Genomic DNA, 13,469 nt, shown 5'->3' on the forward strand with positions numbered 1-13,469 from the left:
ACCGCTCAACGCAAAATCCCGTCTAACACCGGCAGTCCCGCGATCACCGCCATCGCAATCAGCCCGTAGCAAATGCTGCGAAACACCTTTTCACTGGCGCGGCCGAACAGCGAGGCGCCAAAGGCTACGCCGACCGCATAGACCGGGCCGACGATCAGCGACAGCACCAGCGATTCGCGCGAGATCAGTCCTGTCGTCGCGTAGCTGACCATCGAGAAGAAATCCGAGGCGCCGAAGAACAGCACGATGTTGGCGCGCGCGACGATCGGGGCGATGGGACGGCCGAGCCAGTAGCCGACGATCGGCGGACCGCCGGTCTGCGCCAGTCCACTACAGAAGCCCGACAGGCCACCGATCCCGACCGAGAGCCAGGTGTGGTCCTTGCCGCGATAGCGCCAGCCCGAGAGCAGCAGAAGCAAGAGCGCAGCGACGAAGCAGGAGATGATCCAGCGCGTGGTGACGGGCTCGAGCACGCTGAGGACATAAGTGCCGATGGGCACGCCGATCAGCGCGCCCAGTACGATGACCGCAGTGGCCTTGCGGTCGGCCTTCCGCCATGCGTCCGGAAGCAGCGGTGCGGCCGCAATGAAATCGATGACGAGCAGGAGTGCTGCGACCAGCCGCGGCGCCGCCACGCTGCTGGCAAGCGGCATGAAGATCAGTGCCGAGCCGAACCCGGAGAAGCCGCGTGCGGTGCCGGAAACGAAAGCGATGGCACAGAGCGCCATCGCGATGGTGAGGCTGACGTCCTTGGGAAGAAAGTCCGTGAGGCTCATCCCCGCAAAGTACCGCCGGTTTTCTTGGTGACCTCGGCCACGATCTTCCCGGCGACGGCCTCGATCTCCTGATCGGTCAGCGTCTTCTCGCGCGGTTGGATCGTCACGGCAATCGCGATCGACTTCTTGCCGTCATCGATGCCCTTGCCCTCGTAGACGTCGAAGACGTTGACGCCGGTGATCAGCTTCTTGTCGACACCTTGCGCGGCGCGGACGATGTCGCCGGCCTTGACGGTGCGATCGACGATGAAGGCGAAGTCGCGCGACACCGGCTGGAATGCCGACAGCTCGATCACCGGCTTGGCGCGAGTCGGTTTCTTCTTCGCTTCGGGGACGCGGTCGAGGATCACCTCGAACACCATCAGCGGGCCGTCGGCGCCGAGCGCCTCGAGCGCGCGCGGATGCATCTCGCCGAAAGTGCCGAGCACGTTCTGCGGCCCGATCTGGATCGTGCCGGAACGCCCGGGGTGCAGCCAGGACGGTCCGCCCGCGACGATCTGAAGGGCTTGCATCGGCGCACCGGCCGCAGCCAGCACTGCCAGTGCGTCGGTCTTGGCGTCGAAAACATCAGCCTGCGCCGAACCAGACCAGTGCCGTCCCAGACCTACCGACGACGCAAAGCCGCGGCGCACGCCGCTTGCGGCCATGAACTGATCCTCCGGGCGGTCTCCCTTGAACACCTGACCGACTTCGAACAGCGCGACATCGCCAAAGCCGCGATCGGCATTGGCCTGCGCCGCCGCGACCAGGCCCGCGAGCAGGGTCGGGCGCATGTCGGAGAGATCCGCCGCGATCGGGTTGGCGACTTCAAGTTCGCGCTGGCCGCCGCCGAACAGTTTTGCCGCAGACTTCGTGATGAAGGACCAGGTCACGGCTTCGATGATGCCGCGGCTCGCCAGCGCGCGCCTGGCGCGGCGGGTGCGGAGCTGGAGCGGGGTCAGCACGGATTTGCGCGCATCCTCGCCGCGTTCGAACGGCGTCATCGGCACCTTGTCGACGCCGTAGATGCGGACGACTTCCTCGACGATGTCGGCCTTGCCGTGAACGTCGGTGCGCCACGACGGCACCGCGACCTTCACCACCGGCCCCGGCCCCGCCATCATGAAGCCGAGATGGGTCAGGATGCGCTTCATCTCCGGCTGCGGCACCTCGATGCCCGAGAGTCGTTTCACCTCGGTGACCGGAAAATCGATCACGCGGTCGTCGCCAAAGGCCTTGCCGACCACGATGGTCTCGGACGGCGTTCCGCCGCACATCTCCATCACCAGCTTGGTCGCAAGTTCCAGCCCCGGCACCATGAAGGCCGGATCGACGCCGCGCTCGAAGCGGTAGCGCGCATCGGAATTGATGCCGAGCTTGCGGCCGGTCTGGGCGATGTTGATCTCGTTCCACAGCGCCGATTCGATCAGCACGTCGGCGGTATCATCGTCGCAGCCGGAGGCCTCGCCGCCCATGATGCCGGCGAGCGATTCGACGCCGTGCTCGTCCGCGATCACGCAGACGTTGGCGTCGAGATTGTAGGTGCGGCCGTCGAGCGCGAGCAGCGTCTCGCCGTCACGGGCACGGCGCACGACGAGATTGCCTTTCACTTTCTTCGCGTCGAACACGTGCAGCGGACGCGCGCGGTCGTAGGTCATGAAGTTGGTGATGTCGACCAGCGCGTTGATTGGACGCAAGCCGATCGCGCTCAGCCGCTTCTGCAGCCATTCCGGCGACGGCCCGTTCTTCACCCCGCGCACGAGGCGCAGCGCGAAGCCCGGACACGGTGCGGCGTCTTCGACCGTGACCTTCACGGGACAGGGGAATTCGCCCCTGATCGGCTTGATGGTCGGGTCCTTGAACTTGCCCATGTCGGCGGCGGCAAGGTCGCGCGCGATGCCGTGCACGCCGGTGCAGTCCTGCCGGTTCGGCGTCAGATTGATCTCGATCACGGGATCGCCGAGGCCGGCCCATGCCGCGTAAGCAGCGCCGATCGGCGCATCCGCCGGCAATTCCATGATGCCGTCATGGTCGTTGGAGATCTGGAGTTCGGCCGCCGAGCACAGCATGCCGCGGCTTTCGACGCCGCGGATGGTGCCGACACCGAGCGTGATGTCCTTGCCGGGAATGTAGGTCCCCGGCGGCGAGAATACGCTGACCAGTCCTGCACGCGCATTCGGTGCGCCGCACACCACCTGCACGGGTGCACCGCCATCGCCGGTGTCGACCATACAGACGCGCAAGCGATCCGCATTCGGATGCTGCTCGGCCGAGATCACCTTCGCAATGGTGAAGGGTTTTAGCGCCTTCGCCTTGTCCTCGATGTTCTCGACCTCAAGCCCGATCATGGTGAGCTTGTCGGCGAGCTTTTCCAAGGGCTCGTCGGTGTCGATATGATCCTTCAGCCAGGAGAGGGTGAATTTCATGGCTGTTTTTTCTCCACGGAGACGGTCTGCTCCCTCTCCCGCTTGCGGGGGAGGGCTGGGGTGGGGGCTCTCTCCGCAACGGCGGTGGCAATTGTTTCGAGAACGCCAGCACGATTGGTCATGACGTCGAGGTTGCTGAAACGGAGCACCTTGAAGCCTCTTGCTTCGATCACGGCGGACCGCCGTGCGCCGGCGTGCTCACCTTGCTCCGAGAAGTGCTGGCCGCCATCGAGCTCGATGACGAGCTTGGCCGTATGGCAGATGAAGTCGGCGACGTAGTGCTCGATCGGCACTTGGCGACGAAAGCTTGCGCCATTCAGCTGGTTGCCGCGTAGCTCCGACCAGAGGATACGCTCGGCATCGGTCGAATTGCGCCTGAGCGCTCGCGCATTGGCGCGTAAGCGGACCGGTACTTTCCAGTCCGGATGCTTGGGATCGACCATCGGCAGCCCCATCGTGGAGACACCCTCACCCCAACCCTCCCCCGCAAGCGGGGGAGGGAGTCTGACCTGTCGAGCGGACCGAGCATACGTGTCCATGTGATAGACGCCGCGCTCACGCTCTATCCGTTCCCTCCCCCGCTTGCTGGGGAGGGGCAGGGAGAGGGTTCTCTCCGCGGAGGGAACGGAGAAAGTCTTCGCTAGCTCACGTCCGAGCTGCGCCATCACGAGCTCAGTCCTCCCGCAAGCGTCGGCACTTCGAGCGGCTTGAAGCCGTAATGCGACAGCCAGCGGACGTCGCTGTCGAACAGCTGGCGCAGATCGGCGATGCCGTATTTCAGCATCGCGATGCGGTCGATGCCCATACCCCAGGCAAAGCCCTGGTATTCGTCGGGATCGATGCCGCAGGCGCGCAGCACGTTTGGATGCACCATGCCGCAGCCCAGGATCTCCAGCCAGTCCTCGCCCTCGCCGAAGCGGATCTCCCCCTTGTCGCGGCGACACTGGATGTCGACTTCCAGCGACGGCTCGGTGAACGGGAAGAACGACGGACGAAAGCGCATGTTGATGTGGTCGACCTCGAAGAACGCCTTGCAGAACTCGTGCAGGATCCATTTGAGGTGGCCGAGATGCGAGTGCTTGTCGATGACGAGGCCTTCGACCTGGTGGAATTGCGGCGTGTGGGTCGCGTCCGAATCGATACGGTAGGTGCGGCCCGGGCAGATCACGCGGATCGGCGGCTTCTGGCTCAGCATGGTGCGCACCTGCACCGGCGAGGTGTGGGTCCGCAGCAGCATGCGCGAGCCGTCCTCCTTCGGATGGAAGAAGAAAGTGTCGTGCATCTCGCGCGCGGGATGGCCTTCCGGGAAGTTCAGCTTGGTGAAATTGTAGTCGTCGGTCTCGATGTCAGGGCCTTCGGCGACCGAGAATCCCATGTCGGCGAAGATCGTCGTCAGCTCGTCCCAGACCTGGCTCAGCGGATGGATGCGGCCGGCTTCAGTGGGCGCATCGCGCAGCGGCAGGGTAACGTCGATGGTCTCGGACGCGAGCCGCGCATCGAGCGCCGCCGATTTCAAAACGTCGCGCCGCGCGCCGAGGGCCTCGGTGACCTTGTCCTTGGCCTGGTTGATTGCGGCGCCTTGCGTCTTGCGCTCGTCCGGCGACATCTTGCCGAGTGTTGCGAGAAGTGCCGAGATCGAACCCTTTTTGCCGAGCGCTGCGACGCGCACCGCTTCGAGGGCGGCCTCATCGCCGGCGGCGGCGATCTGGTCGAGGATGGATGCTTCGAGCGTTGCGAGGTCGGACACGGTCAAATCCCTGCTGCCAAATTCGGCTGGGTTGTCGCCGCCAGAAGGCCGTAACGTCAAGCGAAAAGCCGGTCATCTCGGGCCTGGGAACGGCTGGGTTGAACCTCGCGCGGGAGCCCCGCACCAAGGGGAATACGAGGAGACTTTGGCGATGCTCTCGAGATCCTGTCTGGCCATTCTGGCCGCCATTCTGTCGGTCGCCGCCACCCCGGCGCGCGCCATGGTCTGCATGGAGAAATCCATGACGCTGAACGAGGTCGTCGACACCATCAACGCCCAGAAGGGCTGCGAAAGCGCGATGAAGGTGTTTCAGGATTGCCAATTGACCGCGAGCGGGGACGTCAGTCTCGGCGCCGCCGTCGAAAAGAAATGCGCGGCGGACTTCATGCCCGGCCTCAACACTGTGCAGAAACAGACCTACCAGCGCGAGATGCGTGTCTGCGACCGAAAGTACCGGAATAAATCCGGCACCATGTATCTGTCGTTCGCGGCATTCTGCCGGGCGGAGGTCGCCCAGCGTTACTCGCAGCGGGCACTCAAGGCTGCGGGCCCGAAGGCCCGCTAGCGCAGGCTTCAGGCAGCCAGAGCAGCTTTGGCCTTCTCGGCGATCGCCTGAAAGGACGCAGGCTCGTGGATCGCGAGATCCGACAGCACCTTGCGGTCCACGGTGATGCCCGACTTGGCAAGACCGTCGATAAATCGGCTGTAGGTCAGGCCGAACGGACGCACAGCGGCGTTGAGGCGCTGGATCCAGAGCGCGCGGAAAGTCCGCTTCTTGCGCTTGCGATCACGGAAGGCGTACTGCTGGGCCTTCTCCACGGCCGGCTTGGCGGCGCGGATGGTGTTCTTGCGGCGGCCGTAGAAACCCTTGGCGGCCTTGTAGACTTTCTTGTGCTTGGCGTGGGCGGTCACACCGCGTTTGACGCGAGACATGACAAGATCCTTCAGAGATGACTTGGTTTTCGGATTGCCGCGTAAAACGCGGCTCGGTTGGCAGTGATCGTGGACGCGATCAGGCGTTCGGCAAGAAGTACTTCTTGACGTTGTCGCCGTCGGTCTTGAACAGCACGCGGGTGCCGCGGAGCTGACGGATCTGCTTCTTCGTCCGCTTGATCATGCCGTGACGCTTGCCGCGCTGGGCGTGCATCACTTTGCCGGTGGCAGTCACCTTGAAGCGCTTTTTAGCGCCCGATTTGGTCTTCAGCTTGGGCATTTTGCTCTCCTATGGCCACAACAGAATGCCGCCCGTGAAGGCGGCTGGCCGTCTAAATGCTCGTTAGAGCGTTGATTGTGCTCAAGTTTTTGCGAACTAGCGCGAAACCCGCACGGACACCGCCACGGCAGCCCTTAAATCAGCCGGGCGATGAAGGCTGGGCTTATGGCAGAGCGGGAGCGAAATGGCAACGGTGAACCGACGGAACCACCGCCGACCATCGGATGTTGCCACCTTCATATCGACGCCGTCTCGCCCGCAGCAGGACCAAAATGGCCCATTCCTCGCAATTGCTTTCGCCTTTGTCCGTTTTCGCTCGTCCGCGCCATCTGGCACTGTTGGCCGTGCTCGCCGCGGCCGCGCTACCGTCGGCCGCCGACGCCCGCATCGGCGGCTATGACGGCGTCTGGAATGTCACCTTCGCCACCACTCGCGGCAATTGCAGTTCGGGCCACAGCTTTCCCTTCACCGTGACCGGCAATCGGGTGTCGTCCGCTGGCGGCGGCCGTGTCTCCGGCAGGGTCAGTCGCCGCGGCGCCGTTGCGGTCCAGGTCTCGGTCGGCGCGTCCCACGCCAGCGGCGGCGGCCGGCTTGTCGGCATGGCCGGTGCCGGCCGGTGGAACGGCATCATCTCCGGCGACCGCTGTCGCGGCACCTGGCAGGCGACGCGGACGTAAGGGGCCGATCAATCACCGCCGTGAGGTGAACAACAAAACGGCCCGCCGAAAATCCGGACGGGCCGTTGAATTCTCAGTCCTGAAGAGCCGGCGTCAGCGCGGCGCCAGCACCATGACGACCTGACGACCTTCGAACCTGGCGTCCTGCTCGACCTTCGCGAGCTCGGCGACGTCGGTCTTGATCTTGTCGAGCAACTTGGTGCCGATCTCCTGGTGCGCCATTTCGCGCCCGCGATAGCGCAGCGTGATCTTGACCTTGTCGCCCTCTTCGAAGAATCGCTGCATCGCGCGCATCTTCACCTCGTAATCATGGTCGTCGATCATCGGGCGGAGCTTGATCTCCTTGATCTCGACGATCTTCTGCCGCTTGCGGGCTTCGGCGGCTTTTTTCTGGGCGGAATACTTGTACTTCCCGTAGTCCATGATCTTGCAGACGGGAGGGCTGACATTCGGCGAAATCTCGACCAGATCCATACCAGCTTCCTGGGCCATACGGATGGCCATGACCGTCTCGACCGTGCCCTTGTTGTCACCGGTCTGATCGATCAGCTGGATTTGCGCATTGCGAATATCATCATTGATGCGCGGCCCGTCTTTGCTGGCGACGGGCGGGGCTTTATTGGGACGGCGAATGGGTGGTTCTCCAAAGTTGTGAAAGAGGCGGCTATCTTGAAGGAAGATGCGTTTGCCGGCAAGCAAGTCGCGCGTGCGGGAAGCGAAAAAGCCTCAAATGCGAGGCATTTTGGTCACGCCCATGGGCACGCTGCACGACATAGACACCTTGCCTCTATTCCGCAAGCGTCCCGAGGGGCCAATACCGATGCCCGGCTGCGCCGCGGAACACATCCAGACAGCTCAAACCGACCAGCCAGAGTAAACGTTCCATGACCAATGCAATTCCCGATGCCGTGCTCGACTTCATCGATGTGGGCGAGGGCCCGTCTGCACGCAGGATCGCGGTGCGCAGCCGCGCCGGCCAGGAATCTGGGCAAGGACCCGGGCTGGTCTGGCTCGGCGGGTTCAAGTCGGACATGCAGGGCAGCAAGGCCGTGGCGATGGACGGCTGGGCCAGGGACCACGGCCGCGCCGCGGTCCGGTTCGATTATTCCGGCCATGGCGAATCCGGCGGCGACTTCGCCGACGGAACCATCGGGCGCTGGCTCGAGGAGAGCGTGGCGGTGTTCGAGCGGTTCTGCGACGGCCCGCAGGTTCTGATCGGCTCCTCCATGGGCGGCTGGATGGCGCTGCTGCTCGCGAGCGAGATCAAGAAGCGGCGAGAGATAGGGCAACAGAAACAGCAAGAGAAACAGCAAGCCAAGGCATCGCTGGCGGGTCTGGTGCTGATCGCGCCGGCGCCCGACTTCACCGAGGAGCTGATGTGGAAGAATTTTTCGCCCAAGGTGAGGAAAGAAATCGAGACCAAGGGCGTCTGGCTGCGGCCGTCGGATTATGGCGACGGCTCGCCCTATCCGATCACGCGGAATCTGATCGAGGAGGGACGCAATCACCTCGTGCTCGGCAGCGCCATCGATCTCGGCTGTCCTGTCCGCATCCTCCAGGGCGCGCAGGATCCGGATGTGCCGTGGCAGCACGCATTCGCGCTGACGCACCGCCTGCCAGCCGACGACGTCGTGCTGACCATGATCCAGGACGGCGATCACCGCCTCTCCCGTCCGCAAGACATCACCCGCATTCTTGCCGCGGTGGCCGAAATCGGGTGAAGTGCTTTTTTTCCTTCCCCCTTGTGGGGGAAGGTGGCGCGAAGCGCCGGATGAGGGATCTCTGTCCGCACACTCAACTGAATCAGGTCAGCATGCGGAGACAGACCCCTCACCCGTCTCAATCGCGCAAAGCGCGATTGATCCACCCTCTCCCACAAGGGCTAAGGCGTGCACACATCTTTCGGCCGTTGGTCAGCATCAATAGAAAGCGCAAGTCTTTTCAATGATAGCTGACCGACCGCTCTTTGGGCGGTTCCGAAACCTGGGGTCATCTAAGTCCCTGTATTAGATTCCGTTTTTGAGATGTGTGCATGCCTTAGCCCACAAGGGGGAGAGGGGAAGAAAACGCACCGGGAGGCAAATGTGACGATCACCTTCGCCATGCTGCGCGCCTTCTGCGACGCTGTCGAACAGCGTAACGGAAAAGCCTTCGCGGACCTCTTCACCGAAGACGGTGTCTATCACGACGTCTTCTACGGCGCCTTCGAAGGCCGCTCCAAAATTGCAGCGATGGTCGACGACTGGTTCTATCGCACGGCGACCGATTTCCGCTGGGACATGCATGATCCTGTAACCAACGGCACCACGCTCTATGCGCGCTACACCTTCAGCTATCGCTCGACCCTGCCGGAAGCGAACGGCGCGCGGGCGATGTTCGAGGGCGTGGCGATCATGACGCTCCGCGACGGCAAGATCGTGAGCTATCACGAGGTCGCCAACACCGCGCCGGCGTTTATCGATTTGAAGTTCGCGCCTGAAAGAATTGCGAAGATCGTGGCCAAGCAGGGCGCCGAGTTGAAGGCGCGGCCGGAGATGAAGCGGCATTTGAGATGAGAGCGCCCTCCCCCACAGCGTCATTCCGGGGCGCGCCTCTTGGCGCGAGCCCGGAATGACGAAGGAGAGCTACCGCTGCGACGGATTCGTCATCGGCTTGCGCTGCGCCAGCGCAGCGACCGTGGCGGCGCCGATCGGGCCCTGTTCGTCGTAGAGCCAGCATTCGCCGATCGCGACGCCATCGGTCGCCTGGTGATTCACCACCTCGAACCCGATCCAGTTCGTCACCGGCAGGCGGTGCAGATAGATCGTCACGTCGCTGTTGATGTAGCCGAGCCCTTTGTCGCCGGCATTGGCAAACGGACTTGCGAAATCGGCGCCGGTCGCGACATGGACGAACGGCGTCATCGGCACACCTGCAACGAGCTCGCGCACCTCGCTCATCCAGAGCCGGCGCGGACCGAGCGAGCCCATATGGCCGACAATCGGCCGCGTCGTCCATTTGCCGTTCATCCCTAGCCGCGGATCAGTCGGCTTCGGGATGTCGGCCGGCTTCGGCACGTCCCAGTTCGGCGGCGACCACACGTTGCCGTCGGGATTTAGCGTCCGCCGCAGCAGCTGGCACGAGGCGCGCGCCATGCTGACGCCGCCCGAGAACAATTCCGCCTCGACCACGCGAATGCGCATTCCGTCGCGCACCAGCCGCGTCGTCACCTCGATCGGCTTGTCGATGGTCGGCAGCCGAAACATGTCGACGGTGAGCCGCGCCGGCACGAATTCGGGGCCGGAATGGCGCTCCTCGATGGCAAAGCCGAGCAGGCCGATGATGACGCGCCCGTGCAGCGATTTCGGATCCCAGGGACCATTGGCCACTTCCGTCGGATGGAATGTATCGCCGTCGCGGGTGAAGAAAGGCATGTTTGTCATGAGGCGCGAGCTTGCAGCAAGCTGCGGGGAAATCAAGTGTGAGAGCGTGCGGGGCAGCCACGACAACCGCTGTCATCGTCCGCGCAGGCGGACGATCCAGTATTCCAGAGGCGGCAGTGATTGAATCGAGATGCCGCGGTGTACTGGATTCCCCGCCATTGCGGGGAATGACAGCGGAGGGTTAGGAACCGGCTTGCCACTCCGCGCGCACGCTTTGGTCGTGCTCGCTGCCCGCCGCTGCAAACTTCATTGCCGCGAACTCCTCGCGCGACACCAGCTGTCCCAGCGCCCACACTGCGGCGCCACGCACCAGCGGGTTTGCATCATCGAGCAATCGCCGCGCTTCCTCCGCCAGCGCCGCATCGCCCGAGTTGCCGATCGCAATCAGCACATTGCGCAAAAAGCGGTCGCGGCCGATGCGCTTCACCGGGGACTTCGTGAACAGCGCGCGAAACGCGGCGTCGTCGAGTCGCGACAGCTCGGCGAGACCAGGCGCGCGCAATTCATCACGCGCTGCGAGCTTTGTCTCGCGGCCTTCCTGCGCAAACTTGTTCCAGGGACACGCCGCGAGGCAATCGTCGCAGCCATAGATGCGGTTGCCGATGGCTTTGCGAAACTCGTGCGGGATCGGTCCCTTGTTCTCGATTGTCAGATACGAGATGCAGCGCCGGGCATCGAGCTTGTAGGGCGCGGGAAACGCCGCGGTCGGGCAGATGTCGAGACACGCCCGGCACGAGCCGCAATGATCGATCTCGGCGTCGTCGCGCGGCAGCTCAAGCGTCGTGTAGATCGCGCCGAGAAACAGCCATGAGCCGAACTCGCGCGAGACGAGATTGGTGTGCTTGCCCTGCCAGCCGAGATGCGCGGTTTGCGCGAGCGGCTTCTCCATCACCGCCGCGGTGTCGACGAACACCTTCACCTCCGACGGCGCGGTCGCCACCAGCCAGCGCGCCAGTACCTTCAGGCGTTTCTTGATGAGGTCGTGATAGTCGTCGCCCTGCGCATAGACCGAGATCGCCGCACGCGTGCGCTGCTTCAGGATCGCCAGCGGATCCTGGTCGGGGCCGTAATTGACGCCGAGCATGATGACGCTGCGCACGTCCTGCCACAACCCGCGCGGATCGACGCGGCGCTCAGGGCTTGCGGCCAGCCATTCCATGTCGCCATGACCGCCCGAGGCGATGAATTCGAGGAAATGCTTTCCGGCGTTTTCGATCGTGCCGGGCGCTGTAATGCCGATGCAGTCGAAGCCGAGTGCGCGTGCTTGCGCCTCGAGCGCAGCGCGCAGCCGATCCATGTCTGTGCCGGACTTATTCAACGATGCATCCACATTTGACGTCGTCGTGGCCGGGCTTGTCCCGGCCATCCACGTCCTCGCGTAGCATTCATGGAAAAAGAAAGAACGTGGATGCCCGGGACAAGCCCGGGCATGACGGCCTCAATCAGAAGTCCAGGTCCACGTAGGTCCGCGATGCCGGCACGCCCGCCAGCCATTCGCTCAGCAGCGGACGGAACGACGGGCGGGATTTCACCCGCGCGTACCATGATTTTGCTGCGTCGTCCTCGCTCCATGGCACGTCGCCCAGATAGTCGATCGCCGAGAGATGCGCCGCGGCGGCGAGATCCGCGTAACTGAGCCGGTCGCCGGCGAGGAAATTACGCGTCTGCGCCAGCCAGCCGATATAGGCCAGATGATAGCGCACGTTTGCCTTGGCGGCTCGCATCACGTCGGCCGAGGGCGCGCCGCCACCGCTCTCCTCGCTCATGAAGCGCTTATAGATGCGCTCGGTGACGAGAGGATGCGAGACCTCCTCGAAGAATTTTTCGTTGAACCATGCCATCAGCCGGCGTACCTCGACGCGCTCGGCGACCGTCTCCGGCATCAGGCGCTTCGGTCCCATCTCGGCGCCATAGGCCTCGTCGACATATTCGGCGATGATCGCCGCGCCCGGAATCGGCGGCTGCTCCTCATCCACCATAACAGGCGTGGTGCCTGCCGCATTCAGCAGCAGAAACGCTTCGCGCCGTTCCCAGCTGCGCTCTTCCACCAGGCGCAGCTCGAGCCCGTATTCGCCCACGATCAGACGAATGAAGCGCGAATGCGGACAGAACGGATGATGAAACAGCGTAAACATGAAGCCTTTGACTATTTGATGGTGCTTAAGAATCCATCAATGTTTGTGCGGCGCCACACTAGTCCTTCAAAACCGCGAGGCAAGGGCGTGGTGCAGCATTTTGCGATTGCGAGAGCAGGACGAATAGGCGAGAAGAGCCCCGCTTTTCCAGCGGAAATGGACCGTAAATATGTCAGATGCAATACGGGCAGTGATCCTCGGCATCATCGAGGGTGTGACCGAGTTCCTTCCCGTATCCTCGACCGGCCACCTGTTGGTTGCGGAGCGCTTCTTCGATCTCGGTGAAGGCGCCTTCTGGGATTCGTTCATCGTCCTGATCCAGCTCGGCGCGATCCTCGCGATCGTCGTATTGTACTTCAAGAAATTGTGGGACGTCGCGATCGGCATGTTCACCGGCGATGCCTATGCGCGCCGCTTCGTGATCGGCGTGCTGGTGGCGTTCCTGCCCGCGGTCGTCGTCGGTCTCATCGCCGGCAAATACATCAAGATCCTGCTGTTCAATCCGTGGGTCGTCTGCTTTTCGCTGATCGTCGGCGGCGCCATCCTGCTCTGGGTCGACAAGCTCGACCTTAAGCCGCGCGAGCATGACGCCACCCGGTTTCCGCTGCTGATGTATCTCTACATCGGCATCGCGCAGTGCGTGGCGATGATCCCGGGCGTGTCGCGCTCCGGCGCCAGCATCGTCGCCGCGATGTTTTTGGGGGCCGACAAGCGCGCGGCGGCGGAATTCTCGTTCTTCCTCGCCATTCCCACCATGATCGGCGCGTTCGCCTACGACTTCTACAAGAACCGCTCCGAGATGACGACGGACCACATGGGCATCGTCGCGATCGGCTTCGTGGTGTCGTTCATCACCGCGATCATCGTGGTGAAGACGTTTCTGGAATACGTCACCCGGCACGGCTTCGTGGTGTTCGCCTGGTGGCGCGTCATCGTCGGCACGCTCGGCCTGATTGCGCTGGCGCTGGGACGGTAAGCATACGGCCGTAGCGGCCGTAGATGGGGTAACGGGCCCCGGGCAGCCTTCCAGCCAAGCCGCGCTAGCTACGGCGCTATTTGTGGCGCGCGTCGCGCGGCTTGGTTGGAAGGCAAGC

General features: G+C 63.5%; 15 protein-coding genes. 5 read left to right on the forward strand and 10 right to left on the reverse strand.

What is annotated here, in order from left to right; translation table 11 throughout:
• Positions 1 to 5 precede the first annotated feature (5 nt).
• The 4 genes from IVA80_RS03475 to pheS form a co-directional block, all read right to left on the reverse strand.
• Entirely contained in the window at positions 6 to 776 is a 771-nt protein-coding gene (locus tag IVA80_RS03475; protein ID WP_247425656.1) for a sulfite exporter TauE/SafE family protein, read from the reverse strand.
• A complete protein-coding gene (gene pheT / locus IVA80_RS03480) occupies positions 773 to 3,181 on the reverse strand; it encodes a phenylalanine--tRNA ligase subunit beta (RefSeq protein ID WP_247425657.1) in 2,409 nt (802 codons plus the stop codon). Before pheT ends, IVA80_RS03475 begins: the two co-directional genes overlap by 4 nt.
• Positions 3,178 to 3,624, reverse strand: coding sequence for a DUF559 domain-containing protein (locus IVA80_RS03485; RefSeq protein WP_247425658.1), 447 nt, complete (start codon positions 3,622 to 3,624; stop codon positions 3,178 to 3,180). The genes pheT and IVA80_RS03485 overlap by 4 nt, the downstream gene beginning before the upstream one ends.
• 221 nt (positions 3,625 to 3,845) lie before the next feature.
• The gene (gene pheS / locus IVA80_RS03490; protein WP_247425659.1) at positions 3,846 to 4,928 is read right to left on the reverse strand and encodes a phenylalanine--tRNA ligase subunit alpha; all 1,083 of its coding nucleotides are present in this window, start codon (positions 4,926 to 4,928) and stop codon (positions 3,846 to 3,848) included.
• Positions 4,929 to 5,079: 151 nt separating this feature from the next.
• Here pheS and IVA80_RS03495 point away from each other — a divergent pair, with 151 nt between their 5' ends.
• Positions 5,080 to 5,493, forward strand: a complete 414-nt coding sequence (locus tag IVA80_RS03495) for a hypothetical protein (RefSeq protein WP_247425660.1) — start codon at positions 5,080 to 5,082, stop codon at positions 5,491 to 5,493.
• A gap of 8 nt (positions 5,494 to 5,501) precedes the next feature.
• On the opposite strand, the gene rplT is transcribed toward IVA80_RS03495, so the two are convergent.
• Together rplT and rpmI are read right to left on the reverse strand one after the other, a co-directional pair.
• Positions 5,502 to 5,861, reverse strand: a complete 360-nt coding sequence (gene rplT, locus IVA80_RS03500) for a 50S ribosomal protein L20 (RefSeq protein ID WP_014490867.1) — start codon at positions 5,859 to 5,861, stop codon at positions 5,502 to 5,504.
• Positions 5,862 to 5,940: 79 nt separating this feature from the next.
• Positions 5,941 to 6,141, reverse strand: a complete 201-nt coding sequence (gene rpmI / locus IVA80_RS03505; RefSeq protein WP_008539890.1) for a 50S ribosomal protein L35 — start codon at positions 6,139 to 6,141, stop codon at positions 5,941 to 5,943.
• Positions 6,142 to 6,413: 272 nt separating this feature from the next.
• Here rpmI and IVA80_RS03510 point away from each other — a divergent pair, with 272 nt between their 5' ends.
• Entirely contained in the window at positions 6,414 to 6,818 is a 405-nt protein-coding gene (locus IVA80_RS03510; protein ID WP_247425661.1) for a hypothetical protein, read from the forward strand.
• Positions 6,819 to 6,911: 93 nt separating this feature from the next.
• Here the strand turns inward: IVA80_RS03510 and infC are convergent, their stop codons facing one another.
• Positions 6,912 to 7,451 carry a translation initiation factor IF-3 gene (gene infC / locus IVA80_RS03515; protein ID WP_143846126.1) on the reverse strand — a complete coding sequence of 180 codons (540 nt, stop codon included), beginning with the start codon at positions 7,449 to 7,451 and terminating at the stop codon, positions 6,912 to 6,914.
• A gap of 251 nt (positions 7,452 to 7,702) precedes the next feature.
• Here infC and IVA80_RS03520 point away from each other — a divergent pair, with 251 nt between their 5' ends.
• Both IVA80_RS03520 and IVA80_RS03525 read left to right on the forward strand, forming a co-directional pair.
• Complete coding sequence (locus IVA80_RS03520) at positions 7,703 to 8,539, forward strand: alpha/beta hydrolase (protein ID WP_247425662.1); 837 nt, start codon at positions 7,703 to 7,705, stop codon at positions 8,537 to 8,539.
• 381 nt (positions 8,540 to 8,920) lie between these two features.
• Positions 8,921 to 9,373, forward strand: a complete 453-nt coding sequence (locus IVA80_RS03525) for a nuclear transport factor 2 family protein (RefSeq protein ID WP_247425671.1) — start codon at positions 8,921 to 8,923, stop codon at positions 9,371 to 9,373.
• 69 nt (positions 9,374 to 9,442) lie between these two features.
• Here IVA80_RS03525 and IVA80_RS03530 read toward each other — a convergent pair whose 3' ends face one another.
• The 3 genes from IVA80_RS03530 to IVA80_RS03540 form a co-directional block, all read right to left on the reverse strand.
• Positions 9,443 to 10,240: an acyl-CoA thioesterase domain-containing protein gene (locus IVA80_RS03530; protein ID WP_247425663.1), complete on the reverse strand. Its 798-nt coding sequence runs from the start codon at positions 10,238 to 10,240 to the stop codon at positions 9,443 to 9,445.
• Positions 10,241 to 10,421: 181 nt separating this feature from the next.
• Positions 10,422 to 11,537, reverse strand: coding sequence for a tRNA epoxyqueuosine(34) reductase QueG (gene queG / locus IVA80_RS03535; RefSeq protein ID WP_247425672.1), 1,116 nt, complete (start codon positions 11,535 to 11,537; stop codon positions 10,422 to 10,424).
• A 145-nt stretch (positions 11,538 to 11,682) separates the two neighbouring features.
• Positions 11,683 to 12,375: a glutathione S-transferase family protein gene (locus IVA80_RS03540; protein WP_247425664.1), complete on the reverse strand. Its 693-nt coding sequence runs from the start codon at positions 12,373 to 12,375 to the stop codon at positions 11,683 to 11,685.
• Positions 12,376 to 12,544: 169 nt separating this feature from the next.
• Between IVA80_RS03540 and IVA80_RS03545 the strand changes: the two genes are divergently transcribed.
• Positions 12,545 to 13,351: an undecaprenyl-diphosphate phosphatase gene (locus IVA80_RS03545; protein ID WP_247425665.1), complete on the forward strand. Its 807-nt coding sequence runs from the start codon at positions 12,545 to 12,547 to the stop codon at positions 13,349 to 13,351.
• Positions 13,352 to 13,469 lie beyond the last annotated feature (118 nt).

Origin of the sequence: Bradyrhizobium sp. 139 (genome assembly GCF_023074175.1) — a bacterium.
Classification (GTDB): domain Bacteria; phylum Pseudomonadota; class Alphaproteobacteria; order Rhizobiales; family Xanthobacteraceae; genus Bradyrhizobium.

What these genes read in the sequence shown, in the direction of transcription:
- IVA80_RS03475 (WP_247425656.1), bottom strand. Translation starts at nt 776, where the DNA reads ATGAGCCTCACGGACTTTCTTCCCAAGGACGTCAGCCTCACCATCGCG.
- pheT (WP_247425657.1), bottom strand. Translation starts at nt 3,181, where the DNA reads ATGAAATTCACCCTCTCCTGGCTGAAGGATCATATCGACACCGACGAG.
- IVA80_RS03485 (WP_247425658.1), bottom strand. Translation starts at nt 3,624, where the DNA reads ATGGTCGATCCCAAGCATCCGGACTGGAAAGTACCGGTCCGCTTACGC.
- IVA80_RS03495 (WP_247425660.1), top strand. Translation starts at nt 5,080, where the DNA reads ATGCTCTCGAGATCCTGTCTGGCCATTCTGGCCGCCATTCTGTCGGTC.
- rplT (WP_014490867.1), bottom strand. Translation starts at nt 5,861, where the DNA reads ATGTCTCGCGTCAAACGCGGTGTGACCGCCCACGCCAAGCACAAGAAA.
- rpmI (WP_008539890.1), bottom strand. Translation starts at nt 6,141, where the DNA reads ATGCCCAAGCTGAAGACCAAATCGGGCGCTAAAAAGCGCTTCAAGGTG.
- IVA80_RS03510 (WP_247425661.1), top strand. Translation starts at nt 6,414, where the DNA reads ATGGCCCATTCCTCGCAATTGCTTTCGCCTTTGTCCGTTTTCGCTCGT.
- IVA80_RS03520 (WP_247425662.1), top strand. Translation starts at nt 7,703, where the DNA reads ATGACCAATGCAATTCCCGATGCCGTGCTCGACTTCATCGATGTGGGC.
- IVA80_RS03525 (WP_247425671.1), top strand. Translation starts at nt 8,921, where the DNA reads ATGCTGCGCGCCTTCTGCGACGCTGTCGAACAGCGTAACGGAAAAGCC.
- IVA80_RS03530 (WP_247425663.1), bottom strand. Translation starts at nt 10,240, where the DNA reads ATGACAAACATGCCTTTCTTCACCCGCGACGGCGATACATTCCATCCG.
- queG (WP_247425672.1), bottom strand. Translation starts at nt 11,537, where the DNA reads ATGGATCGGCTGCGCGCTGCGCTCGAGGCGCAAGCACGCGCACTCGGC.
- IVA80_RS03540 (WP_247425664.1), bottom strand. Translation starts at nt 12,375, where the DNA reads ATGTTTACGCTGTTTCATCATCCGTTCTGTCCGCATTCGCGCTTCATT.
- IVA80_RS03545 (WP_247425665.1), top strand. Translation starts at nt 12,545, where the DNA reads ATGTCAGATGCAATACGGGCAGTGATCCTCGGCATCATCGAGGGTGTG.